This window comes from Sphingomonas sp. AC522 (assembly GCF_979258125.1).
Genome location: NZ_OZ409836.1, coordinates 1970882 through 1992177, shown reverse-complemented (window position 1 = coordinate 1992177; position 21296 = coordinate 1970882). Strand labels below are relative to the sequence as shown.

General features: G+C 63.8%; 29 protein-coding genes, 1 tRNA gene and 1 pseudogene. 18 read left to right on the top strand and 13 right to left on the bottom strand.

Translation table 11 applies throughout. The features are described 5' to 3' along the window. Nucleotides 1-44: 44 nt before the first annotated feature. The 5 genes from ACZZZM_RS09850 to ACZZZM_RS09830 all read right to left on the bottom strand — a co-directional run bounded on the left by ACZZZM_RS09850 (nt 45) and on the right by ACZZZM_RS09830 (nt 3852). Nucleotides 45-599: a hypothetical protein gene (locus ACZZZM_RS09850; RefSeq protein WP_463594923.1), complete on the bottom strand. Its 555-nt coding sequence runs from the start codon at nt 597-599 to the stop codon at nt 45-47. Continuing rightward, entirely contained in the window at nt 599-1552 is a 954-nt protein-coding gene (gene rsmH, locus ACZZZM_RS09845; RefSeq protein ID WP_463594922.1) for a 16S rRNA (cytosine(1402)-N(4))-methyltransferase RsmH, read from the bottom strand. Before rsmH ends, ACZZZM_RS09850 begins: the two co-directional genes overlap by 1 nt. After that, a complete protein-coding gene (locus tag ACZZZM_RS09840; RefSeq protein ID WP_463594921.1) occupies nt 1549-2034 on the bottom strand; it encodes a division/cell wall cluster transcriptional repressor MraZ in 486 nt (161 codons plus the stop codon). The genes rsmH and ACZZZM_RS09840 overlap by 4 nt, the downstream gene beginning before the upstream one ends. 442 nt (nt 2035-2476) lie before the next feature. Further along, complete coding sequence (locus ACZZZM_RS09835; protein ID WP_463594920.1) at nt 2477-2878, bottom strand: hypothetical protein; 402 nt, start codon at nt 2876-2878, stop codon at nt 2477-2479. After that, nucleotides 2860-3852 carry a cysteine synthase A gene (locus ACZZZM_RS09830; protein ID WP_463594919.1) on the bottom strand — a complete coding sequence of 331 codons (993 nt, stop codon included), beginning with the start codon at nt 3850-3852 and terminating at the stop codon, nt 2860-2862. The genes ACZZZM_RS09835 and ACZZZM_RS09830 overlap by 19 nt, the downstream gene beginning before the upstream one ends. A gap of 137 nt (nt 3853-3989) precedes the next feature. Between ACZZZM_RS09830 and ACZZZM_RS09825 the strand changes: the two genes are divergently transcribed. Beyond that, nucleotides 3990-4421, top strand: coding sequence for a hypothetical protein (locus tag ACZZZM_RS09825; RefSeq protein WP_463594918.1), 432 nt, complete (start codon nt 3990-3992; stop codon nt 4419-4421). Here the strand turns inward: ACZZZM_RS09825 and ACZZZM_RS09820 are convergent. Beyond that, on the bottom strand, nt 4418-4750 hold the full coding sequence (locus tag ACZZZM_RS09820; protein ID WP_463594917.1) for an Mpo1-like protein: 333 nt from the start codon (nt 4748-4750) through the stop codon (nt 4418-4420). The two genes, ACZZZM_RS09825 and ACZZZM_RS09820, sit on opposite strands and share 4 nt — an antisense overlap. Before the next feature lie 70 nt (nt 4751-4820). Here ACZZZM_RS09820 and ACZZZM_RS09815 point away from each other — a divergent pair, with 70 nt between their 5' ends. The 6 genes from ACZZZM_RS09815 (at nt 4821) to aat (ending at nt 8662) form a co-directional block, all read left to right on the top strand. Continuing rightward, nucleotides 4821-5090 carry a type II toxin-antitoxin system VapB family antitoxin gene (locus tag ACZZZM_RS09815; protein WP_463594916.1) on the top strand — a complete coding sequence of 90 codons (270 nt, stop codon included), beginning with the start codon at nt 4821-4823 and terminating at the stop codon, nt 5088-5090. Between the two features lie 124 nt (nt 5091-5214). Next, complete coding sequence (locus tag ACZZZM_RS09810) at nt 5215-5469, top strand: PIN domain-containing protein (RefSeq protein WP_463594915.1); 255 nt, start codon at nt 5215-5217, stop codon at nt 5467-5469. Then, nucleotides 5466-5963: a DNA-deoxyinosine glycosylase gene (locus ACZZZM_RS09805; RefSeq protein WP_463594914.1), complete on the top strand. Its 498-nt coding sequence runs from the start codon at nt 5466-5468 to the stop codon at nt 5961-5963. The genes ACZZZM_RS09810 and ACZZZM_RS09805 overlap by 4 nt, the downstream gene beginning before the upstream one ends. Nucleotides 5964-6037: 74 nt before the next feature. Continuing rightward, nucleotides 6038-7324, top strand: a complete 1287-nt coding sequence (locus tag ACZZZM_RS09800) for a Y-family DNA polymerase (RefSeq protein WP_463594913.1) — start codon at nt 6038-6040, stop codon at nt 7322-7324. Between the two features lie 120 nt (nt 7325-7444). Then, the gene (locus ACZZZM_RS09795) at nt 7445-7825 is read left to right on the top strand and encodes a hypothetical protein (RefSeq protein WP_463594912.1); all 381 of its coding nucleotides are present in this window, start codon (nt 7445-7447) and stop codon (nt 7823-7825) included. Nucleotides 7826-7915: 90 nt separating this feature from the next. After that, a complete protein-coding gene (aat, locus tag ACZZZM_RS09790) occupies nt 7916-8662 on the top strand; it encodes a leucyl/phenylalanyl-tRNA--protein transferase (protein ID WP_463594911.1) in 747 nt (248 codons plus the stop codon). Between the two features lie 35 nt (nt 8663-8697). On the opposite strand, the pseudogene ACZZZM_RS09785 reads toward aat, so the two are convergent. Further along, nucleotides 8698-8931, bottom strand: a pseudogene (locus ACZZZM_RS09785) (DUF2155 domain-containing protein); the annotation flags it as partial. A 185-nt stretch (nt 8932-9116) separates the two neighbouring features. After that, nucleotides 9117-9509 (bottom strand): NADH:ubiquinone oxidoreductase subunit NDUFA12, encoded by a 393-nt coding sequence (locus ACZZZM_RS09780; RefSeq protein ID WP_463594910.1) that lies wholly within the window; start codon nt 9507-9509, stop codon nt 9117-9119. Between the two features lie 169 nt (nt 9510-9678). On the opposite strand from ACZZZM_RS09780, the gene ACZZZM_RS09775 reads away from it, so the two are divergent. Next, nucleotides 9679-9912, top strand: a complete 234-nt coding sequence (locus ACZZZM_RS09775) for a hypothetical protein (protein ID WP_463594909.1) — start codon at nt 9679-9681, stop codon at nt 9910-9912. 28 nt (nt 9913-9940) lie between these two features. On the opposite strand, the gene ACZZZM_RS09770 is transcribed toward ACZZZM_RS09775, so the two are convergent. The 3 genes from ACZZZM_RS09770 to ACZZZM_RS09760 form a co-directional block, all read right to left on the bottom strand. Then, nucleotides 9941-10402, bottom strand: coding sequence for a DUF192 domain-containing protein (locus tag ACZZZM_RS09770; RefSeq protein ID WP_463594908.1), 462 nt, complete (start codon nt 10400-10402; stop codon nt 9941-9943). 44 nt (nt 10403-10446) lie between these two features. Continuing rightward, nucleotides 10447-10956 (bottom strand): cold-shock protein, encoded by a 510-nt coding sequence (locus ACZZZM_RS09765; RefSeq protein ID WP_463596418.1) that lies wholly within the window; start codon nt 10954-10956, stop codon nt 10447-10449. A gap of 150 nt (nt 10957-11106) precedes the next feature. After that, on the bottom strand, nt 11107-11640 hold the full coding sequence (locus ACZZZM_RS09760; RefSeq protein ID WP_463594907.1) for a regulatory protein RecX: 534 nt from the start codon (nt 11638-11640) through the stop codon (nt 11107-11109). Between the two features lie 121 nt (nt 11641-11761). Here ACZZZM_RS09760 and ACZZZM_RS09755 point away from each other — a divergent pair, with 121 nt between their 5' ends. The 8 genes from ACZZZM_RS09755 to ACZZZM_RS09720 all read left to right on the top strand — a co-directional run bounded on the left by ACZZZM_RS09755 (nt 11762) and on the right by ACZZZM_RS09720 (nt 18619). Next, nucleotides 11762-13531, top strand: coding sequence for a fatty acyl-AMP ligase (locus tag ACZZZM_RS09755; protein ID WP_463594906.1), 1770 nt, complete (start codon nt 11762-11764; stop codon nt 13529-13531). Between the two features lie 268 nt (nt 13532-13799). Then, entirely contained in the window at nt 13800-16157 is a 2358-nt protein-coding gene (locus tag ACZZZM_RS09750; protein WP_463594905.1) for a putative bifunctional diguanylate cyclase/phosphodiesterase, read from the top strand. Between the two features lie 46 nt (nt 16158-16203). Beyond that, a tRNA-Trp gene (locus ACZZZM_RS09745) sits at nt 16204-16280 on the top strand. A 38-nt stretch (nt 16281-16318) separates the two neighbouring features. Continuing rightward, complete coding sequence (locus ACZZZM_RS09740; protein ID WP_463594904.1) at nt 16319-16885, top strand: YqaA family protein; 567 nt, start codon at nt 16319-16321, stop codon at nt 16883-16885. A 99-nt stretch (nt 16886-16984) separates the two neighbouring features. After that, on the top strand, nt 16985-17233 hold the full coding sequence (locus tag ACZZZM_RS09735) for a hypothetical protein (protein WP_463594903.1): 249 nt from the start codon (nt 16985-16987) through the stop codon (nt 17231-17233). A gap of 287 nt (nt 17234-17520) precedes the next feature. Then, nucleotides 17521-17718: a preprotein translocase subunit SecE gene (secE, locus tag ACZZZM_RS09730; protein ID WP_463594902.1), complete on the top strand. Its 198-nt coding sequence runs from the start codon at nt 17521-17523 to the stop codon at nt 17716-17718. A gap of 15 nt (nt 17719-17733) precedes the next feature. Continuing rightward, entirely contained in the window at nt 17734-18270 is a 537-nt protein-coding gene (nusG, locus tag ACZZZM_RS09725) for a transcription termination/antitermination protein NusG (RefSeq protein WP_463594901.1), read from the top strand. A gap of 91 nt (nt 18271-18361) precedes the next feature. Continuing rightward, nucleotides 18362-18619, top strand: a complete 258-nt coding sequence (locus ACZZZM_RS09720; RefSeq protein WP_463594900.1) for a hypothetical protein — start codon at nt 18362-18364, stop codon at nt 18617-18619. Between the two features lie 137 nt (nt 18620-18756). Here ACZZZM_RS09720 and ACZZZM_RS09715 read toward each other — a convergent pair whose 3' ends face one another. Then, a complete protein-coding gene (locus tag ACZZZM_RS09715; protein WP_463594899.1) occupies nt 18757-19068 on the bottom strand; it encodes a hypothetical protein in 312 nt (103 codons plus the stop codon). 182 nt (nt 19069-19250) lie between these two features. On the opposite strand from ACZZZM_RS09715, the gene rplK reads away from it, so the two are divergent. Both rplK and rplA read left to right on the top strand, forming a co-directional pair. Beyond that, nucleotides 19251-19682: a 50S ribosomal protein L11 gene (rplK, locus tag ACZZZM_RS09710; RefSeq protein ID WP_463594898.1), complete on the top strand. Its 432-nt coding sequence runs from the start codon at nt 19251-19253 to the stop codon at nt 19680-19682. 4 nt (nt 19683-19686) lie between these two features. After that, nucleotides 19687-20379: a 50S ribosomal protein L1 gene (gene rplA / locus ACZZZM_RS09705; protein WP_463594897.1), complete on the top strand. Its 693-nt coding sequence runs from the start codon at nt 19687-19689 to the stop codon at nt 20377-20379. An 84-nt stretch (nt 20380-20463) separates the two neighbouring features. Here the strand turns inward: rplA and ACZZZM_RS09700 are convergent, their stop codons facing one another. Next, nucleotides 20464-21222 (bottom strand): hypothetical protein, encoded by a 759-nt coding sequence (locus ACZZZM_RS09700; RefSeq protein WP_463594896.1) that lies wholly within the window; start codon nt 21220-21222, stop codon nt 20464-20466. Between the last annotated feature and the right edge of the window lie 74 nt (nt 21223-21296).

The following is a 21296-nucleotide window of genomic DNA, read 5'->3' as shown; positions in this document are numbered from 1 at the left end:
ACCGCCCGTACGACCCTGCCGGGTCGGCGGGGCGACGACGACGATCAACGCAGTGACTTCTTCTCGCGCGCCGCCAACTGGGTCAGATCATTCATCGTCGATGCGCTCAGAATATTGTTGTCGACCATCGCCACAGTGCGCTTGTCCGCCTTGTTCATCAGGCTGCGCAATTCCTTGTCCTGCTGCGCAGCGCTCTTGCTGTTGCCCGGGCTATGCACCGGCACGGCCGCTGCTGTCACTACCACTGCGGGAGCCGGTTCCACGCGCGCGCCGGCCGGAATCACCAACGACGCCATCTGCACTTCGGCGGGGCGATCGAGCTCCGCGAGCGCCGCTTCGCTCGCCAGATATTGCTGTGGCGCGGGTGCGGCCATTGCCAGCACGTCGCCGTTCCAGCGCTGCAGCTGAGCCAGGTTCGCGCGCGTGTCGAATTCGGTCTCGAGCCCGCGAATATCCTTATGCGCCTGGACGATCGCAGCCTTGACCGCATCGAGCTTGGCGCGCTCGGCGGCGCCATGCGAGTTCACCATGTAGCAGGTAGGTGCAACGACTACGCCGCACAGGAACCATCCAAGCCCCTTGAAACCCTGAACCGCCATCAGCTTACTCCTTCACTCGCCCACGGGGCCGCCGAGGTCCGCCGCGCCACGCGCAACGTCGCCGAACGGGCGCGGGGATTACGCGCGACTTCCTCCTCGCCCGGGCGAACGGCCTTGGCGGGAGTTTCGAAACTGGGCTCGGCCTTGGCGGCCTTTGCCGGAAGATGCCGCGAGCCTGCCGGCTCGCTGCCGCTGCGCTCGCGCAGGAAACGCTTGACCAGCCGGTCCTCGAGGCTGTGGAACGTCACCACCGCCAGCCGGCCGCCGGGCTTGAGCACGCGCTCCGCCGCCGCGAGCCCTTCGGCCAGCTCGTCCAGCTCACGGTTGATAAAAATGCGCACCGCCTGAAAGGTCCTCGTCGCCGGGTCCTTCTTGTCGTGCGCCTTATGTCCTAACGCCTTCCTAACCACGTTTGCGAGTTCGGAAGTCCGCGTAAGGGGTCTTGCGGATACGATGGCGCGGGCAACGCGGCGCGAGCGTGGTTCGTCGCCGTAATTGTAGAGGATGTCGGCGATGTCGGCTTCGTCGGCTTCGTTCAGCCATTCGGCCGCAGTCATCCCCTCGCCGGCCATGCGCATGTCGAGCGGGCCGTCCTGCTGGAACGAGAATCCGCGCTCAGCCTGATCGAGCTGCATCGACGAAACGCCGATATCCATCGTCACGCCATCGACCGGCACCAAATCGCGCTCGGCGAGCTCGCGCTCCATCTGGCTGAACGGCGCCTCGATCAGCGTCAGGCGTCCATTGGCAGTGGCGGCAAAGGATTGACCGCTCCCGATCGCTTGGGGATCGCGATCGAAAGCGGCCACCTCGGCACCCCGCTCGAGGATGGCTTGCGTGTATCCGCCCGCACCGAAGGTCGCGTCGACATGGCGTTCGCCGGGCACGATGGCGAGCGCATCGACGACTTCGTCGAGCAGTACCGGAACATGGGGAGCGGAAGGCGAGCTCACAGCTTCACCCCCTTGATCTCGCAAAGATATTCGCAGATCTCGCGCAGGTCCGGATCGATGTCCGGGGTTTGCATCAACACTTCGGGCGCCCAGATCTCGAAGCTTTCGCCCGATCCGTAGAACAACGCCCATTTGTCGATCCTGGCCTTCTTCTTGAAGAAGGGTGGGATCACGAAGCGGCCGCTATCGTCGTACGGCGCTTTCTCGACCAGGCCGAAGGCACGGCGCTTGGCGCGGGCGTCGGCCTGTTGGCCGGCGTCGCCCGGAACCAGTTCGGGATTGTCGATACGCTCGTATTTTTCCTTCGACCAGCTCAGGTCATGCGCCGAGAGGCATGGGTCGAAGGGGTGCGAGCCGACCACGATCTGGCGGATGTCGGAATTGCGTTCGGCGGCGGCGCGCAGGTCTGCGGGGATGGCGACGCGACCCTTCTGGTCGACCGCCTGAAGCGCAAATCCTTCGAAGAGCTCCCTGTCAGCCACGCCGTTACCCCCATGTGGGCACAGCTTTCCCGTCTCCGGAATCAGCCTCTGCAGCTGGCCCCCGGCGCGATCCCCGACGGTAAAAGGGTGTGCCCCCTCTTAAGCATCGTGGTTTACCACAGCCGCTTGGGGACACAATGGGCGAAACGGGGATTTCATGGGAAATCGCCCCACTTTTCGTTCTAGAACAGAAATGTTCTTAGTAGAGTCGTCGTTTGTTCTTGATTGGTTTCAATGTCTCTTCTCTGCGCATGAAAGCATTGGAAATCGGCAGACAAGCCAGTCGAAATGGCTCCTAGTCAGTGGAATGACGCAAGTATCGGCAAATCTTAGATTTAATTCGCGACCAGCATAGCATCGCCGATAAGGCGGCACACGTCATCAGACCTTCGGAAAACCGCAGGAATCCTGCGAGTCGCCGCGAAATTTCACGACAATTAGGTTAACGTTGCCCCTGGCGCGCAGCCCGCTGCTGCCGAGCGATCGCGGCGGCGTCGACGGCCTCGGTCGATCCCGTGCTCGGTGTCACGCCCATTTCGGCGAGCGGCTCATCCTTGCCCTTTTCGACGATAACGTTGGCGGCCCCGCCATCGGCAAGGTTGGCGACTACGGATGCATTGGACGCGCCGATAGCGGCCACCGGGACGTCCCGATTTGCCGATGAAAAGACCGCGCTTGCCAGCCCGATCAATACCAGCACGATCAGCAGCCCGGTCATTCCGACCCGTACTCGCTGCATCGCCTGAGCGGAGTCCTGATGCGATCCCGACTTCATACCTGTGGCATAAATGTAACGCGTTAATGTCGGCTTGTCGAGACTGCGGCTCAGTTCGCCGCGAGCCATGCCGGGACAGGCAATCCCTTCGCCTTCAGCCACTCGCCATTGTAGAGCGTTGAAAGGTAACGGAATCCGGTGTCGCACAGGATGGTGGCGATGCGTTTGCCCGGCCCCAATTGTCGCGCCAGCCGTATCGCTCCGGCAACGTTTATCCCCGAGGAAAGCCCCAGGCACAGCCCCTCTTCGGCCAGCAGCCGCTCGACCCATTCCATTCCCTCCGCATCCGAGATACGGAATTGCGCGTCGATCGGCGCGCCCTCAAGATTGGCTGTGATCCGCCCCTGCCCGATTCCCTCGGCCACAGAGGCGCCTTCGGACTTGAGCTCGCCGCAGGCATAATATTCGTAGAGCGCCGCGCCATCCGGATCGCTCAGCGCGATGCAGACATTCTCGTCCTTGGCCTTGAGCCCCAGCCCGACCCCCGCCAGCGTTCCGCCCGTACCCACGGCACAGGTGAACCCGTCCACGCGGCCCTCCATCTGCGCCCAAATCTCTTCGGCGGTGCCCTGGATATGCGCGCGGCGATTGGCGATATTGTCGAACTGGTTGGCCCACACCGCGTTGGGCGTTTCCTCCGCGATCCGCCGCGACGTGTGCACGAAATGGCCCGGGTTGGAATAAGGTGCGGCTGGCACCAGCACGAGTTCGGCGCCGAGTGCGCGCAACGTATCCATCTTCTCCCGGCTCTGCGTCTCCGGCATCACGATGATCGTCTTGTAGCCCTTGGCATTCGCGACCAGCGCGAGGCCGATGCCGGTATTGCCCGCAGTGCCCTCGACGATCGTTCCGCCCGGCTGAATCGCGCCTCGCTCTTCCGCGTCCTGGACGATGAACAAAGCCGCGCGATCCTTCACGGATGCGCCCGGGTTGGCGAACTCGCATTTGCCATAGATATCGCAGCCGGTCGCGTCGCTCGGCCCCTTCAGGCGAACCAGCGGCGTGTTGCCGATCAGCGCCAGCGTGTCGGATATTGTGTGCATGGAGCCTAGATAGGGGTGCGAGTGCCCGCGGGGCAAGCAAGCGATGCTATGCCCCCGGCAACACAAATTCTGGCACCCGCTTGACCCGCGCCCGACTTACGATTACAACTGTAGTCGTAACGGCGAGGATGTGGGAAATGACGGCGTTCATTCGATTTTCGGCTGCGGCGATCATCGCGACCGCCATGTTTGCGGCAACGCCTGCAAGTGCACAAAAGCACGATGAGATCAGCGAAGCGATCCACAAGGCCGGCGCCTCGCAGGAGCCGATCGTCACGAAGAGCGACAAGGCGCTGATCGCCCGCAAATGCGGCTATACCGGCGACTTCAACGAGCAGAACACCAACATCAAGGACGGCGCCCTGATCTGCGCCGACGGCAAGCGCGTCGACGACGACGAAACCCGCATTATGGCTCGCCGCATCTCCGCACGCGCGGAGAAATATGTCGAAGCCGTGATGAGCGACCCCGCGGTCAAGCGCGCGATCGACGGCACTGCCCAGCGCGAGGCGAAGAAAGCGATCGAGCGCGTCCACGCCGATCTCCGGCGGGCCGGCCTCTCGCGCTAGGCCCGCGCGATGCCGGCCGCCTGCAGATGCGGGTCCAGCCGGCCGAACAGCCACAGGAAGAACATCCGGTAATCCGAAAACAGCGACCAGAGCGGGTAAGTGAAGGTCGCCGGCCGGTTTTTCTCCACGCCGAAATGCGCGCCCCAGGCAAAGCCGTACCCCGCCAGCGGCACCAGCACCCACCACCAACCGCCGGTCCCCAGCGCAATGAACAGGAACCACAGGCTGAGCGCGGTCCCGACATAATGCAGTCCCCGCGTCTGCGGCTTGCCATGTTCGCGCAGATAAAAGGGCCAGAAGTCGCGATAGCGGGTGATCTTGGCTTGCATGCCCCCGAAGCTACATCGCTTTCGCCATGTTGCAAGCGATGGTAGAAAGCCGCGCGATGGAGGTAGAACGATGGGCGCGCAGCTGAATATCAAGGATGCCGAGACGGTGCGGCTCGCGCGAAAGCTAGCCGAGATAACCGGACAGCCGATCACACAGGTGATCAGAACGGCTATCGAGCGCGAACTTGAGATTTTTCGTGAAGAGCAGGAAAGCCGCCTGGAGCAGATGCGATCCATCGTTAGGGAATCCCGCACGCACTGGAAGCCAGAGTTCGACGGCGAAGAGTTGTCGATCACGTATAAAGACCATCTTTATGATGAACGCGGTCTGTCCAAGTGATCGTAGACACCTCGACTATCGTCGCGATCCTGCGCGGTGAAGCCGAAGCGAAAGATTTCTTGATAAAATTGCACGCCAATCCTGGCGCTCGCATTCTGCGGGATCTTGAATTGAATTGGGAGCGGTGCTCAGTGGCTATGGCGACGCGAAGGTCGAAGCTGACCTCCTCTCACTTGTCAACGCAGCGCGATTAGTGGTCGCGCCAGTGACCGCCGAGCAAGCCGATATTGGGCGCAAGGTCTATGGCACCTTTGGCAAAGGCCATCATCGCGCCCGCCTCAATTTCGGCGACTGCTTCGCCTATGCCCTGGCCAAGGCCACCGGCGAGCCGCTGCTCTTCAAGAGCGACTTCGTCCACACGGACATCGCCGCCGCGTGAACCTGCGAAAGCATAGCTTCCCCGTCGTCGATCCCCGCGTCCGCCTGCTCGTACTGGGCTCGCTGCCGGGAGAACGCTCGCTGGCCGAGCGGCGATATTACGCGCATCCGCAAAACCAGTTCTGGCGGCTTATCTCCCCCGCCGCGGGGCGCGACCTCGCGGCGCTTCCCTATGAAGCGCGCCTCGCCGCGTTGCTCGAAGCGCATATCGGCCTGTGGGATGTCGTCGCGAGCGCCACCCGCCCCGGCAGCACCGATGCCGCGATCCGCGACATCCTCGGGCACGACATAGCCGCGCTCGCCGCATCCCTCCCCGATCTGCGCGCAATCGCCTTCAACGGCGGCACTTCGCTCAAGCACGGCCTCAAGCAACTTGGCGCGGCCACGGAGCGCTACGCGATCGTCCCCCTCCCCTCCAGCAGCCCGCTCCACACCGTCGGCCTTGCCGCCAAGCTACCGGCATGGGAGGGGCTCGGCGGCTTTCTGCGCGACTAATCCCATCGGCAGGGTTCACCCGATCCCGATGTTCCGGTATTGTTCACATCGTGGAGCCTGCCGATTCGCCCCTATTGGCCTTTCCGCCACGGCCGCTGCGCTGGCTGTTCCTTGACCTGAATTCCTATTTCGCCAGCGTCGAGCAGGAGCTCGATCCGGCATTGCGCGCCAAGCCGGTGATCGTCGCGCCAGTCGATAGCGACACCACGGTGGCTATCGCCGCCTCGATCGAGGCCAAGCGATATGGCATCGGCACCGGCACCCCCGTGTGGGAAGCCAAGCGCCTGTGCCGCGACTTGATCGTCACGCCCGCGCGGCACGACAAATATGTCGAATTCCACGAAGCGATCGTCGCGGAGATCTGGCGGCACGTGCCCGTCACCCATGTCTGCTCGATCGATGAAGTCGCCTGCCGCCTGCTCGACAACGAAAATTCGCCCAAGGCGGCGATTGCGCTGGCGCACCGGATCAAGGCTGGCATCCGCGCGAATATTGGCGAATGCCTGACCAGTTCGGTCGGCATCGCGCCCAATCGCCTGCTCGCCAAGCTGGCATCGGATCTGCAAAAGCCCGACGGGCTCGTCATGTTCACCGCCGATCAGCTTCCGCACCGCCTGTTCGATCTCGCCTTGCGCGATATCGCAGGCATCGGCGCCAAGATGGAGCGGCGCCTGGCGCAGGACGGCATCCTCGACATCCGCCAATATTGCGAGCGCCGCCCGCGCGATGCCGGAAATGCCTGGGGCGGCGTCAATGGCGATCGGCTCTGGTATCAGCTCCACGGCGTTGACTTGCCCGAAAAGCCCACTCAGAGCCGCACGATCGGCCACAGCCATGTGCTGAGCCCCAGCAAGCGGGGTCTCGAGGCGGTCCGTCTCACGGCGCGCCGCCTCGCGCTTAAGGCCGCCAGCCGCCTCCGGCGCAAAGGCTATCGCAGCCGACTGCTGGTGCTCCACGGCAAGTTCGAGGACGACAAGTCCAATTGGCGCGCGTCGATCAAGCTGCCCAACACGCAGGACAGCTTCGTCATCCTGCATGCGCTCGATTCGCTGTTTCCGCGCCTCGCCGAGGCCGGGCGCGCGCGAACCGGCGGCTTCAGGCTGCGCATGGTCGGCGTCACCTTATGCGAGATCGAAGGCGTGGTCGGCGATCAGGGCTCGCTCTTCGTCGCGCTCGATCCGAACGATCCACTCGCCCGCGAAACGCGGACGCTCTCGCTGAGCAAGGCAATGGACCGGATCAACGAGCGGTTCGGCCGCAACGCAGTCTCGGTCGGTCCGCTGCACGGCGGCAGAATCGATCGCGTCGGCACGAAGATCGCCTTCGGACGTATTCCGGAAATGAGCGAATTCCACGAGTAAGGCGGCCAATTCAGGCCAGCGCAACAATAGCAATGCTATACCGCGGCGCACAAAAATAATGTGACTTTATATCACGAATCGCTTGACGATTGTTAGCCCTTCGAGGAAACCGGTTTCGCTATGAACAAACTCCCCCTTATTGCCGTCGCCGCAGCGCTCTTCTCGCTCGCGGCCTGTGAAAACAAGCCTGAGGAAGTAAGCGGCGTCGCGCCCGATCCGATGGCCTCGCAGCTCGCCAACGCCGCGCCGGTCGAGCTTCCGCCGGCAATCGCCGCCAGCAAGCAAATGCGTTGCGGCGACAACAGCCTCGTCTTCGTGGACTTCTTCCAAGGCGACAAGATGGTCCAGATCAAGACCAGCAAGGACGGTGCTGGCACCATGCTCAAGGCGCCGAACGCCGGCGAGCCTTTCGTCGCAGAGGGCGGCTACAAGCTGACCGGCAATGCCAAGACTGCGACCGTCGTCACGCCGAACGAAGGCACGCGCACCTGCAAGGCGTGAGCCGCTCTTTCCTGAAAATTCCCGGGGCCGGCGGAGATTTCCGCCGGCCCTTTTTCTTGGCTGGCTGCGTTTGCTATCAGGCATGAAGCGATGAGCCATCCGATTCCCCCCCAGCTGGAACTCGATCCCGGCCTCGTGCTTCGCGCTTATGCGATGGGCGTGTTCCCGATGGCGGATCATCGGCTGGCGGCGAGCGTCTATTGGGTCGAGCCCAAGCTGCGCGGCGTGATGCCGCTCGACCAGTTCCACCTTTCGCGCACGCTCCGGAAGACGATCCTCGCCGACCGCTTCCGCGTCACTGTCGATCAGGAATTCCAGCGGATCATGCAGCTCTGCGCCGAATCCGCGAGCGACCGCCCCGATACCTGGATCAATGGCCCGATCGAGCGCGTCTTCGTCGAACTGCACCGCCGCGGTTTCGCGCATTCGATCGAGTGCTGGGACGGCAACCGGCTGGCGGGTGGGCTATACGGGCTGGCACTGGGCCGCGCATTCTTCGGCGAATCGATGGTCACCCGCGTACGCGACGCATCCAAGGTCGCGTTCGCGCATCTGGTTGCGCGGCTGAAGGCCGGCGGCTTCACGCTGCTCGATTGCCAGTTCCAGACCGATCATCTGGCTTCGCTCGGCGCAGTCGAAGTCCCGCGCGACGATTATGTCGCGTTGCTGGCGGGCGCGCTTGGCGATTCCGCGGCGGGCCTCGCATCGGGCGCGCCGTCTGTCGATGGCGATTTCTTCGCGTTGGACCGCGACGATCCGCCGCCCGACGGCGCCGTGACCGTATCGGCACCGCTTTCCTTGAAGGTCATCTCGCAGCTCTTGGGCCACACATCGTAGATGCCGTGCTGGACCACGTTGAGCGCCGGGCGCTCCTTGTAGAGCCAGCCCGAAAACACCCGATACCATTTCTTGTCGAGCTGCTGGACGTCGACTTGGACGAATGCGCCGGTCAGCTGGTCCGCCTCCCAGGGCGCGGTCTTTTCGCACGCGCGCAGGCGCACGATGACATTGTCGATCTGCGTCGCCTGGCCGGGCTTGAGTTTGAATTCGCGCGTCACGCCGTTGCGTTTGTTGAGGAGCCCGAGGACTGCAACGCGATCGGCCATCGGCGTCGCCGCCGCATCCTCGGCTGCCGCATCCGAGCGCACCGAGATCACTTCGGTGCCGTCCGTGCGCGATTCGCCCGTCGTGACCACTTCGTCGGCCGCGGCATTGTTGCCCGTGCCCCCGCCGCCGGTGCATGCGGCCGTCGCTAGCGCCAGCAGTCCGGCAACGAACGGCCCGCTTGGCCTCATGCGCCGGGGGTCCAGGCCTCGTAATCGCCCGTGGCCGCGGCGCGCCGCGCACCCTTTTCGAGCGCGCCGGGCGGGCGATACGCTAGCTCGGTGCCGGTCATATTAGGTTCGGGCGGCTTTTCCCACACGCGCGGCGCCGGCAGCGCGACATCTGGCACGTCGTCGATCTGATGATGCAGCCAGCTGAACCATTCGGCGGGCACGCGGCTCGCATCGTTCGCGCCGTTATACATCACCCAGCGCCGGGTAAGCCCGTTCACGTCGCGTCCGCCCTGCCAATAGACGTTGCCGAGCGCATCCTGGCCAACCCGGTCCTTGCCGCGCAAGCCGACCCAGGTGCCGAAGGTGGCCCCTTCCCACCAGGTGAAGACATTCTTGAAGATACCCATGCCGGGCGGATTAGCCGCGCGCGGTGAGCGAGGCAATGACGAAGCGCAAGTCGCCGCGTTCGGCGTCCCCACATTCGACCCCATAATGAAACGCAGCGCACTGGCGCACAGCCCATCCGCTTCTTGCACGTTCGCATAAGTTAGCAGAAAGGAGCCCCGGGGAGGCTCGATGCGACTTCATTGGGAACTGATTCCGGCTTCTATATGGGCAGTTTTATGGGCTGTGCTGACCATCGCCCTGATCAGTTCAGCCGCGATCTATTGGATCAATAGCTGGAAGACGCGCCAGCGGCGCTCGCGGCGCGCGGTGCGCGCCAGAAAGAACCGCGCTTATTCCTGGGCCTGGGATCGGTTCTTCCGGCCAAAGCCAAGGCAACTCACCGACCAGCGCGGTACCGACTAGATAATTAGCCGATACCTTTGACAGGAACCTACCGCCCCTGCCCCGGCCAGGTGACCTTGTCGCCCGGCGCGATCCCCAGCTCGGCGGCCTTGCCGCCATTGATCTCGAGCACGGCATTCACTGGCTCGCCCGATTTCACCGGGGTCTCCGAGAAGGGCACGGTGTTCTCGGCGATCGCGGCGATCGTGCCGTCGGGGCGGATGAAGACGATGTCGAGCGGGCTCGGCGTGTTCTTCATCCAGAAGCTCGCCTCGCGCGGCCCGCCGCCCGCTGCCGGATAGGGCGTGAAGATCATGCCGCCGTCCGCCGGGATATTGGTGCGGAACATCAGCCCGCGCTCCTGCTCGGCGGAGGTGCGCGCTACATCGACGTTGAACACGCGCGGGCCGCCTGCGGTCTGAACCGTCACAGTCACCTTGGCCGCGTTCTGGTCGGCGCTCGCGGCCGCCCCCGCATCGGTCTTGCATGCCGTGCTGCCGAGCAGCACCATTGCGGCACACGCCGCCTTAAACCCGCGCTTCGAAATCATGATACTCAGCTGGTCCTTTCGACCGCCACCGCGAGCGGCCCCTTGTCGCCATCGACGATGCGGGCCCTCAGGGGCTGGCCGGGCTCGATCTCTTCGATCTCGGCGCGCCGCAACGTCTCCATATGGACGAATATATCGGCCGAGTCGCTGGCGCGCACCAGGAATCCGTAACCTTTAAGCCGATTGAACCATTTTACTTCGACTGCCTCGAACGGCCCGGCCGCGGCGATCATCTCGAGCCGGTCGGCGCGTTCGGGCTGGCGCTTGGGCGCCTCTATCGCTTCGCTCAGGTCGATCGACTTGATCTCGCGCGCCTGCAGGCCCCGATTGCGCTGCACGGCAGTGCACTCCACCCGCGCCCCCTCGGGCAGGCTACGGCGGCCGTGCTCCTGAAGCACAGTGAAGTGTATCAGGATATCACCGACGCTCGCGTCATCGGCGACCAGAAATCCGAAGCCCCGGGTAACGTCGAACCATTTGACTGTACCGGAATAGACCTGATCTTCCGACGCCATATCGGCATCGAAAGCATCATTGACCGGTGCCGCAATGGCGAAGTCCCTCGACGCAAGCTGCGGGTCAGCACGCATTTTCATTGTCCCCCAGCCGCGAACTTAACACAAGATTTTCCAGAAATGGAATTGCTTTGTATCAATGCATCTTAATCAGTCTTCGAGCAGTGCTTCGGGATCATCGCCAGGAACCATTCGCACGATCTTCCAGACCAGCCCCGGCGCATGCCCCGCGCGCATCATCGACGCGACTTGCTTCTCCTGCAAAGGCCGGTCGGCGGCCTCTCGCCCGAATGGGCCGATACGTTTGCGCCGGGCAAAAGCGATCGCGCTGGCGGCAACATTTTCTTCGATGATCGGCGCAACCGCCGCGGCATCTTCCTCCTCGATGCCGTCGAAACGCAGCGCCTGCGTCACCCGCCGCGCGCCCAAGCCCCGCCTTCCCATCGCCCCGGCGCGGGATTCGGCAAAGGCGCGGTCGTCAACATAACCGAGATCGGCGAGGCGCTGAGCGAGCGCCGTCACGTCGGGATCGGTCTCCCCGCCCCAGCCGCGCTCGCGAATTTTGCGGCGGAGATAGTCGCCCAATTTGCCTCGCGTCGTGGCGTAGCGCTCGACATAGCGCAGCGCGAACCACTCCAGATCGGAGGGCTTGAGGGGCTCAAGGGGGCGTTTGCCGCGGCGCATCGGCCATGATTGTGCCACAGTGGCAACGGATTTTGAACGCCAGTGCATTGCAGAGGCCAGAAGAAGTTTTTTCGCGCCGTGGGGGCACGGCGAGCCTTTAGACAGGGGCACGGACAAAAGAATGAATTCTGAAGTTTCGGGATCGCACGAAATGAGCGCGGATCAGGCAAAGCCGATTGCGACGCCGACCGATGACACGCTGCCGCGTCGTCTGGCCGACTTCCCCACGCTGGGCGAGGCGCTGGATTATGCTGCGCAGGGCGTTCGCGGGCTCAATTTCCATGATGCGCGCGGCACGCTGGTGCGCCCTTACCCATTTTCCGAATTGCGCACCGATGCGCTGGCGCAGGCGCGCCGGCTGATCGCCGCCGGGGTCAAGCCCAAGGACCGGATCGCGCTGATCGCCGAAACCGGGCCGGAATTCGCCTCGCTGTTCTTCGGCGCAGTCTATGCCGGCGCCTGGCCGGTGCCGCTGCCGCTGCCGACCAGCTTCGGCGGGGCGCAGAGCTATATTGATCAGCTCTCGGTCCAGCTGAAGAGCAGCGATCCGATGATGCTGATCTATCCGCCCGAGATCGGGGCGATGTGCGCCGAGGCCGCGCGCGTCTGCAGCGTCGATGGGATAGCCTGGGACGAGTTCGCGGGCCGCGAGGCTCCCGAAGTCGATCTGCCCAAGGCCGACACCTGGGACATTGCCTATCTGCAATATTCGAGCGGCTCGACTCGCTTCCCGCACGGCGTCGCGATCACGCACAACGCCCTGCTCCACAATCTCTCCTCGCATTCGCATGGCATGCTTTTGCAGGAGGGCGACCGCGTCATCTCCTGGCTGCCCTGGTATCATGACATGGGTCTGGTCGGCTGCCTGCTCGGGCTCATCGCCAATCAGGTTTCGTGCGATTATCTCAAGACCGAGGATTTCGCCCGCCGTCCGCTGGCATGGCTCGATTTGATCAGCCGCAATCCCGGCACGTCGATGAGCTATTCGCCCACTTTCGGCTACGATATCTGCGCGCGCCGCATGTCGAGCCAGACCAAGGCCGGCGACCGCTTCGACCTCAGCCGCTGGCGCGTCGCCGGCAACGGCGCCGACATGATCCGTCCGGACGTGATGCAGGCGTTCGTCGACGCCTTCGCCGATGCCGGGTTCAAGGCCAGCTCGTTCGTCCCCAGCTATGGCCTCGCCGAAGCTACGCTGGCAGTGTCGATCATGCCCCCGGGCGAAGGCATCCAGGTCGAATTGGTCGAGGAAACCCAGCTCTCGGGCGGCGTCTCGCGGGAGGATCGCCCCCAGCGCTACCGTGCCATCGTCAATTGCGGCAAGGCCGCGCGCGACATGGAAATCCAGGTCCGCGAGGAAGACGGCACTCCGCTTCCGGACAAGGCGATCGGCAAGGTCTGGTGCCGCGGCCCCAGCGTGATGGTCGGCTATTTCCGCGATCAGGAAGCGACCGACGCCTGCCTGGTCGATGGCTGGCTCGATACCGGCGACATGGGCTATCTGTCGGACGGCTATATCTACATCGTCGGCCGGGCGAAGGACATGATCATCATCAACGGCAAGAACCACTGGCCCCAGGATATCGAATGGGCCGTGGAGCAACTGCCGGCCTTCAAGCAGGGCGACGTCGCCGCCTTCGCGATCACCACCCCCGGCGGCGAAGAGACCCCCGCGGTTCTTGTCCAATGTCGCACCTCGGACGAAGGTGAACGCGTCCGCCTCCGCGAAGAAATCCGCGAACGCGTCCGCACCGTCACCGGCATGAACTGCGTGATCGAGCTCGTCCCCCCGCGCACCCTGCCCCGCACCAGTTCGGGCAAGCTCTCGCGAGCCAAGGCGCGCAACCTCTATCTCAACGGCGAGATTAAGCCCTACGACCTCGCGGCGTAAGCCTCCCTGCCCCTCTCCAATAGGGAGCGGTTGCGAAGACTTGGGTCAGCTTCTTCGGCCGGCCTTAGTCGAAGCTGGATGAGGGGCTATCGCCCCCATAGCTCCCGAACCCTCATCCAACCTCCGCTAGGCGCTGGAGCGCCAAGCTGCACTATCCTTCCCCTGGCGGAAGAAGGTTTGTGAGACGTCTACGATGCCAAAAAATATTCCTCCCTCCAGCCCCCAAACCTAACCACTCGCTAACCTCCCCTCCGGTACATCCCGGAGCGTGACACGCCAGACGACTTCCCAATTCGCTAGGCCGCGCATCGATGCGCGTGCGCTGCTTGGTCTGTACGATCCGGCGGACACCACCGATTGGGGGCCGATCCGCGCCGCGCAGATGCATGCGGGCAGCCAGCTCGCCATGTTCATGCTCGCGGCCAATCTGATCGGCGCTGCACTCATCACCCTCATCCTCGCGCCGCTGGTGCCGCTATGGCAGCTGGCCAGCTGGGGCGCGCTCTCCGCTGCCGTAGGCCTCGCTGTCGCCTTTCGTCGGCTTTCCAAACGCCATCGCTCCGCCGTCACCGCAACGTTGCGCGACGTGCGTGAGACCGTGCTCGACGGAATTTCGCTCGGTGCCGTCTGGTCGATCCCACCGCTAGCCTTCGGGCATTTGGCCGACGCCAGCGCCGCGCTCGGCTTGTGGATCATCCTCTCGCTGCTGATGACCGCGTCCGCAGTGGCGATGGCCGCCTTGCCGCTCGCGACGATCGCCTTCGTTTCGATCGTCGGCGCCTCGATCGTCACCACGCTCGCGCTGATCGCCAGCCCCGTCCTCGCCGCCGCCGCCGCGCTGTTCACCGTTCTCCTCATCATGGCGACTTTCGGTCGCGGCAAGGCGCTGGTCGTCATCCGCGCCGGCGAGATGGCCATCGCCGAGCGTGACGAGACCGTCAGCCTGTTGCTGCGCGAAACCGAGGATTCGGGCGCCGACTGGCTCTGGGAAATCGACGCGCAGCGCCGCGTGATCCGCGCCAATCCACGCTTCGCTTTGTCGCTCGGCGCCGATCCCAAGACGATCAACGGCACGCCTTTCCTCCAGGTCCTCGCCGGACCGACCTGGGAAGCCGGCAATTTCGCCGCCGGCCTGCGCGAACTCGCCGACCGGCTGAAGGCGCGCGAGCCCTTCCACGACATCCTCCTGCCCGTCATCGTCAATGACGATGAGCGCTGGTGGGAAATCTCTGCCTCGCCGCGCTTCGATGAGGGCGGTGGCTTTTGCGGCTTCCGCGGCGTCGGCTCGGACGTCACCGAGCAGCGCAAGTCCGCCGACAAGATCAACAAGATGGCGCGCTTCGATACGCTCACCGGCTTGCCCAATCGCCTGCTGATCAACGAGACCCTGGCACACGCTATGGCCGAGGCCGAGAAATGGGGCTCGCGCTGCGCCTTCATGATGATCGATCTCGATCGCTTCAAGGCAGTCAACGATACGCTCGGCCACCCGATGGGCGATCGCCTGCTGGGCCGCGTGTCGGACCGGCTCAAGCAGCTGATGACGCAGAACGAAATGATTGGACGTCTGGGCGGCGACGAGTTTGCCGTGGTCGTGCGCGACGCGACCGATACCGCGCGCACCGAGCGCCTCGCCCAGGCGATCATCGACAAGCTTTCCGACCCCTACGAAGTCGATCAGCACACGCTCTATATCGGCTGCTCGGTCGGCCTCGCCACCGGCCCGCGCGACGGCCGTACTGCCGAGATGCTGATTCGCTCGGCCGATCTCGCGCTCTATCGCTCGAAGGACGCCGGCGGCGGCGTTTTCCACGCCTATGAGCCCCAGCTCCACATGGCCGCCGAAGAACGCCGCGTGCTCGAAATCGCGCTGCGCAGCGCCGTCGAGAATGGCGAGATGCACCTCAATTATCAACCGGTGGTCGATGCCGGCACGGGACAGCTCACCGGCTTCGAGGCGCTGCTCCGCTGGACGCACCCCGAATTCGGCAACATCTCCCCTGCCAAGTTTGTGCCGCTCGCGGAAGAGGCCCGGCTGATCGCCCCGATCGGCGAATGGGTTTTGCGGACCGCCTGCGACGAAGCCGCGCGCTGGGATATCCCCGTCCGCGTCGCCGTCAATGTCAGCCCCGAGCAGCTCTACAATCCCGCCTTTGTCGGCATGGTCGCGCAGGCGCTCGCGCAATCGGGACTGCCGGCCGATCGCCTCGAACTCGAAGTCACCGAAAGCGTGTTCATGCGCGAAGGCACGGTGGCGATCGAAGTGCTCGAAAAGATCCTCGATCTCGGCATCCGCCTAAGCCTCGACGATTTCGGCACGGGCTATTCGTCCCTCGGCTATCTCGCGCGCACCCGCTTCAGCTCGATCAAGATCGACCGCAGCTTCGTCCAGGGCGCATCGCAGGGCACCAAGGAAGCCATCGCAATCATCCGCGCCGTCGTTGCCCTGGCCAACAGTCTGGGCATGGCCACCACCGCGGAAGGCGTCGAGACCGAGGACGAGCACCTCATGGTCCAGGGGCTCGGCTGCACCAAGGTCCAGGGCTATTATTTCGGCCGCCCCCTCCCCACCCACGAAGCCCGCGCCCTGGCGATGCGCCCGCTCGGGGGAAGCGTCGCGGCTTGAGGCCCTTGCCCACGCCGCGTGCGCCCGCTACAGGCGCGAACCGCACAGGGGCGTAGCTCAGTTGGTTAGAGCGTCGGTCTCCAAAACCGAAGGCCCTCGGTTCGAATCCGAGCGCCCCTGCCATCTCATAGGATCGGACCCAGGCCCGAATGTTCCGCGCAATGTATGATTGGGTCTTGCGCATGGCGCACCATCGCCATGCGCTGCGGACGCTTGCCGTGGTGTCGTTTGCCGAAAGCAGTTTTTTCCCCATCCCGCCCGATGCGATGATGGTGCCGATGGTCATCGCGCGCCGCGAACAGGCCTATCTGATCGCCACCGTCTGCACCGTCTCGTCGGTGCTCGGCGGAATATTCGGCTATTTCATCGGCATGTTCCTGATGGAGAGCGTCGGCCAATGGGTGGTCAACCTCTACCATCTCCAGGATAAGGTCGTCGCCTACACCGGCGCCTATAACGAATATGGCGCCTGGATCATTCTGCTTAAGGGACTGACCCCCATCCCCTTCAAGCTGGTGACCATTGCCAGCGGCATCGCCCATTTCAACTTCGCGCTGTTCGTTATCCTCGCGACGATTACACGCGGGGCACGTTTTTTTACAATTGCGGCTCTGCTCAAGCGTTTTGGCGCCCCAGTCCAAACCTTTATCGAAGAACGACTCAACTTGTTCGCCTGGGGTTTTCTGATATTGCTCGTCGGAGGATTCGCTGCGGTAGCGTTGATTTAACTTTGTTTCCGTAGCGGGTTGATGCCAGGATCGAATCCTGTTAATACATGACCTGAGCGCACGATTCTCGTCGGACGCTGGATGATAAGGGAGGTTATCTTGTTCAAGAAATTTGCAGCGGCTGCCGCTGCGTCTGCTCTGGTGTTTTCCGCCACCGCAGCTCAGGCAGGTTCGGCTTCGGCCCTCAGCCTCGGCCAGAAGCGCGCCGTGACTTCGATGAAGAAGGACAGCAAGCAGGTTGGCCCGATCAACCCGCTGTTCTTCGTCCTCGGCATCGTGGGCGTTGTTGGCGTTCTCGAGCTGACCGGCGTGATCAACATCGTCGACGATTCGCCCGACAGCCCGTAATCGGCTTTCGGCTAGCTTAGCCAAATACTTGGGCGCTCCGGCTTCGGTCGGGGCGCCCATTTCTGTTCGGGGCATTTATTCAAACGTGCGTGGGCCTCTGCGCCGTCGCTCACATCGCCCTGCCCCCGCCTGCCGCCGCCCCACGACGCGGCTTGCGTACCCGCGAAACCATCGCTAGATATCCGGCCCAATCCGATAGCGTGATGGGTATTCGCCGGTTCCTGACAAGGAAGCGGCGGCGGACCCATGCCCCGCAGCGGAACCGACCTTTTTTTGCGAGGCCCAAGGTGGCGAAGACCAATCCAATCGAATTCGTCAAACAGGTCCAGACTGAGACCAAGAAGATCGTCTGGCCTTCGCGCCGCGAGACGATCATGACCGGCGTGATGGTCGTCATCATGACCACGCTGCTCGGCCTGTTCTTCATGCTCATCGATTCGGGCTTCGACGTGTTCGTCCGCTTCCTGCTCAGCCTCGCCAAGTAATCCCAAGGAAACCACATGTCGCGCTGGTACATCATCCACGCTTATTCGGGCTTTGAGGGCAAGGTCCGCGATCAGATCCTGGCCGACGCCACGCGTATGGGCCTCGACGCCCTGGTCGAATCGGTCGAAGTCCCGACCGAGACCGTCACCGAGGTTCGCCGCGGCAAGAAGATCCAGTCCGAGCGCAAGTTCTTCCCGGGCTATGTCCTGGCCAAGCTCGACATGAACGACGACATCTATCACCTGGTGAAGAACACGCCGAAGGTGACCGGCTTCCTCGGCAGCATGGGCAAGCCCCAGCCGATCAGCGAAGCCGAAGCCGCGCGCATCCTCAACACCAAGGAAGAAGCCGCCGCCGCGCCCAAGGCCCGCGTCAGCGTCGATTACGACATCGGCGACACGGTCAAGGTCACCAGCGGCAACTTCGCGACCTTCTCGGGCGTGGTCGAGGAGCTCGACTTCGACAAGAGCCGCGTCAAGGTCTCGATCTCGATCTTCGGCCGCGCCACGCCGCTGGAATTGGGCTTCGAGGATGTCGAGCGCATCAAATAAGCCGCGCGCGCCTCTTCGATGAAATGCCGCAAGGGCCGGGGCGAAAGCTCCGGCCTTTTCGTTGGAACCGCTTGGGGTGAGGAGCCAGCCGATGACCGAAGACCATGCCCGCGGCCAGCGCGACGGCCTCCGCCTCGCCCTCGCTTTGCTCGCCGCCGAGGAAGCCAAATGGGCCGCCCTGCTCGGCGAAAGCCCGGCCTGGCGCACCAACCTCACCCGCGAAGTCCGCCACAAAACGCTCCAGGTCGCGCAGAAGCGCATCCAGACCGCACTCAACCGGCTTACGCCGAAGGATGAGGCCATGGTGAGCGAGGAACTGGCCTCGGCGCTGAATAAGATCGGGCTTTAGTGGTTTCCGCTGAGGTTTGACATTCGCCGACGAGCTACGGTCAATAGTCTGCTTAGCGCCTCACTTGCCGTCGTTCCAGTCGGCGCGGTTTGCGCCTAAAAGCGGACGCTCGTTAGGTCAGGCGCCCACTCGGGACTTCAGTGAATCTCGTCGCCTTTCTGCACGGAGTACGAACTCGTCTCCGCATGAACGCCGTTAACGGTTGCACTCCATGATGGACCGCCGGGAAGTGGGGCTCGAGGTTCTGCGGGAATTGGAGCGGCATGTGCCAAGGCGAGCGCGGCATCGCATTGCTGCATGAAGCTCGGATGGTGCCGGCGGCGATGCTGGACGGTGCCGTATTTCAGCCCGGTCTGGTGGGCGGCGAGGCGGATATTGCCGGTGCGGGCGAGCGCCTTTAGGAAGGCGTGATTCTGGAGCGCATGCTCGTGTGTGAATGGTCGGGCCATTCGCGAGTAGCTTGCAAGCCAAATCCTACATTGCAAGCCCCGCATATTTGCGCTAACCGCGCGCCCTTCCAACGCATTGGCAATGGAAACCCTGCGGGAGGGCGCCCTCAACCAGCGTCCGTCTGTACCGCTAAACTTGATCCGGCTCGGGGCTTGCCCCCGGGTCGCAGAAAGAGAGTGACATGGCAAAGAAGATTACCGGCTATATCAAGCTGCAGGTGCCGGCCGGCGCCGCGAACCCCTCGCCCCCGATCGGCCCTGCTCTGGGTCAGCGCGGCGTGAACATCATGGAATTCTGCAAGGCCTTCAACGCCGCCACTGGCGATCAGGAGAAGAGCGTGCCGATTCCGACGGTGATCACCGTCTATGCGGACAAGAGCTTCTCGTTCGAGACCAAGACGCCGCCGGCGTCGTACCTCATCAAGAAGGCTGCGAACCTCAAGTCGGGCTCGAAGGAGCCGGGCAAGGTTTCCGCGGGCAAGATCGCGCGCTCGAAGCTCGAGGAGATCGCCCAGGTCAAGATGAAGGATCTGAACGCGAACGATCTCGACGCAGCTACCAAGATCATCGAAGGCTCCGCACGCGCGATGGGCCTCCAGGTTGTGGAGGGTTAAGACCATGGCAAAGCTCAGCAAGAAGCAGAAGACCTGGTCGGTCGATGCGAACAAGCTCCACGGCGTGGACGAAGCGATCGCGATCGTGAAGTCGAACGCGACGTCGAAGTTCGACGAGACCGTCGAAGTCGCGCTCAACCTCGGCGTCGATCCGCGTCACGCAGACCAGATGGTCCGCGGCGTGGTCACGCTCCCCAAGGGCACCGGCAAGGATGTCCGTGTCGGCGTGTTCGCCAAGGGCGCCAAGGCTGAAGAAGCCACGGCAGCGGGCGCAGACGTGGTCGGTGCCGAAGACCTGATGGAAGCCATCCAGGGCGGCAAGATCGATTTCGATCGCTGCATCGCCACGCCCGACATGATGGGCCTGGTCGGCCGCCTGGGTAAGATCCTGGGCCCGAAGGGCATGATGCCGAACCCCAAGCTCGGCACCGTCACCATGGACGTTGCGGGCGCGGTCAAGGCTGCCAAGGGCGGTCAGGTCGAGTATCGCGTCGAAAAGGCCGGCATCATCCATTCGGGCATCGGCAAGGCGTCGTTCCCGGCGGAAGACCTGCGTGCGAACTTCGATGCGCTGGTCGATGCAGTGGTCAGGGCCAAGCCCGCGGGCGCCAAGGGCAAGTATCTTCGCAAGGTCGCGATGAGCTCGTCGATGGGCCCGGGCGTCAAGGTCGACACCGCGGAAGTCGCCGCGGCCTAAGCCTGGCTTCAAGCAGAAAATCGGAAGGGCCGGGGCGCAAGCTCCGGCCCTTTTGCTTTGTGCCCTTCCCGCGCTGTCGCTCCCTCATTCCCCGCGCCGCGCCCGGCGCCTCTCTATCAGATCCAGCGCCTTGCCGAGCGCAGCGTCGGTCTCTTCCTCGCTCGCGTAGAGCGAACGCGCGCTGCCATGCCGCCGTCCCTCGATCATGTTCGGTCGCCGGTATCCAAGCAGCAGCAGCGCCTCGCGGGGCGTCATGCGCTCCAGCGGCTCGGGTGCGGCATCGGCATCTTCGCGCCAGCCGCTCAGATCGGAGCCATCGGGTTCCAGCGATGCGATCGCGCGCGCAAACAGCGCAAGCTCCAGTCGATCATAGCCTTCGGACAACGCCCCCTCCATCTCGCGCGCGAAGGTCTCCGAGTTGCGCCGCCGCGCATAGATCGCGTTCCAGCCGATCCCCGTCGCCGCCGCCGACAGCCGCACATTGGCAGTCGCCGCGAGATGCGCGAGAAAAGTCCGCTCGCCCGCCGGAGTCAGCAGGCCCGGCGCAGCACGGCGAACCTGCATCCGCCGCCCCCGGGTTGCCCGCACGCTATATTCGCCGCCGCGCGTCACCGCGGCGTCGCCCGTGGGCGGCTGCGTCCCCGCTTCGAGCAAATGCGCTTCGGCAAAGGCGATTGCCGCGTCCCATTCGCTCGCAAAGTCGGCGTCGCGCGCGCGCCAGCGCTGCAGCGTCTGGCGATGCATCCCGGTCGCCTCAGCCGCGAGGCTGACATTGCCCGTGCGGCGCAATTGCTTGAGAAAGGCCGCGCAATACCCGGCCTGGCGAAGTTTCCTGTCTGACATCGCCCAGGGTTCCACCGCCAAATCCTACTAGTCAAGCATGTTGGCCCCTTCCCTCCCGCAACGTTTGAATGCAT

Excerpts from the sequence above, each read along its gene's own strand:
- ACZZZM_RS09795 (WP_463594912.1), top strand. The coding sequence starts at position 7,445 with ATGAACAAACTCCCCCTTATTGCCGTCGCCGCAGCGCTCTTCTCGCTC.
- ACZZZM_RS09830 (WP_463594919.1), bottom strand. The coding sequence starts at position 3,852 with ATGCACACAATATCCGACACGCTGGCGCTGATCGGCAACACGCCGCTG.
- ACZZZM_RS09740 (WP_463594904.1), top strand. The coding sequence starts at position 16,319 with ATGTATGATTGGGTCTTGCGCATGGCGCACCATCGCCATGCGCTGCGG.
- rplA (WP_463594897.1), top strand. The coding sequence starts at position 19,687 with ATGGCAAAGCTCAGCAAGAAGCAGAAGACCTGGTCGGTCGATGCGAAC.
- ACZZZM_RS09715 (WP_463594899.1), bottom strand. The coding sequence starts at position 19,068 with ATGGCCCGACCATTCACACACGAGCATGCGCTCCAGAATCACGCCTTC.
- ACZZZM_RS09850 (WP_463594923.1), bottom strand. The coding sequence starts at position 599 with ATGGCGGTTCAGGGTTTCAAGGGGCTTGGATGGTTCCTGTGCGGCGTA.
- ACZZZM_RS09775 (WP_463594909.1), top strand. The coding sequence starts at position 9,679 with ATGCGACTTCATTGGGAACTGATTCCGGCTTCTATATGGGCAGTTTTA.
- ACZZZM_RS09835 (WP_463594920.1), bottom strand. The coding sequence starts at position 2,878 with ATGGCTCGCGGCGAACTGAGCCGCAGTCTCGACAAGCCGACATTAACG.
- nusG (WP_463594901.1), top strand. The coding sequence starts at position 17,734 with ATGTCGCGCTGGTACATCATCCACGCTTATTCGGGCTTTGAGGGCAAG.
- ACZZZM_RS09820 (WP_463594917.1), bottom strand. The coding sequence starts at position 4,750 with ATGCAAGCCAAGATCACCCGCTATCGCGACTTCTGGCCCTTTTATCTG.
- ACZZZM_RS09825 (WP_463594918.1), top strand. The coding sequence starts at position 3,990 with ATGACGGCGTTCATTCGATTTTCGGCTGCGGCGATCATCGCGACCGCC.
- ACZZZM_RS09770 (WP_463594908.1), bottom strand. The coding sequence starts at position 10,402 with ATGGTGCTGCTCGGCAGCACGGCATGCAAGACCGATGCGGGGGCGGCC.
- ACZZZM_RS09720 (WP_463594900.1), top strand. The coding sequence starts at position 18,362 with ATGACCGAAGACCATGCCCGCGGCCAGCGCGACGGCCTCCGCCTCGCC.
- aat (WP_463594911.1), top strand. The coding sequence starts at position 7,916 with ATGAGCCATCCGATTCCCCCCCAGCTGGAACTCGATCCCGGCCTCGTG.
- ACZZZM_RS09755 (WP_463594906.1), top strand. The coding sequence starts at position 11,762 with ATGAATTCTGAAGTTTCGGGATCGCACGAAATGAGCGCGGATCAGGCA.
- ACZZZM_RS09815 (WP_463594916.1), top strand. The coding sequence starts at position 4,821 with ATGGGCGCGCAGCTGAATATCAAGGATGCCGAGACGGTGCGGCTCGCG.
- ACZZZM_RS09780 (WP_463594910.1), bottom strand. The coding sequence starts at position 9,509 with ATGGGTATCTTCAAGAATGTCTTCACCTGGTGGGAAGGGGCCACCTTC.
- ACZZZM_RS09760 (WP_463594907.1), bottom strand. The coding sequence starts at position 11,640 with ATGCGCCGCGGCAAACGCCCCCTTGAGCCCCTCAAGCCCTCCGATCTG.
- rplK (WP_463594898.1), top strand. The coding sequence starts at position 19,251 with ATGGCAAAGAAGATTACCGGCTATATCAAGCTGCAGGTGCCGGCCGGC.
- ACZZZM_RS09765 (WP_463596418.1), bottom strand. The coding sequence starts at position 10,956 with ATGGCGTCGGAAGATCAGGTCTATTCCGGTACAGTCAAATGGTTCGAC.
- ACZZZM_RS09700 (WP_463594896.1), bottom strand. The coding sequence starts at position 21,222 with ATGTCAGACAGGAAACTTCGCCAGGCCGGGTATTGCGCGGCCTTTCTC.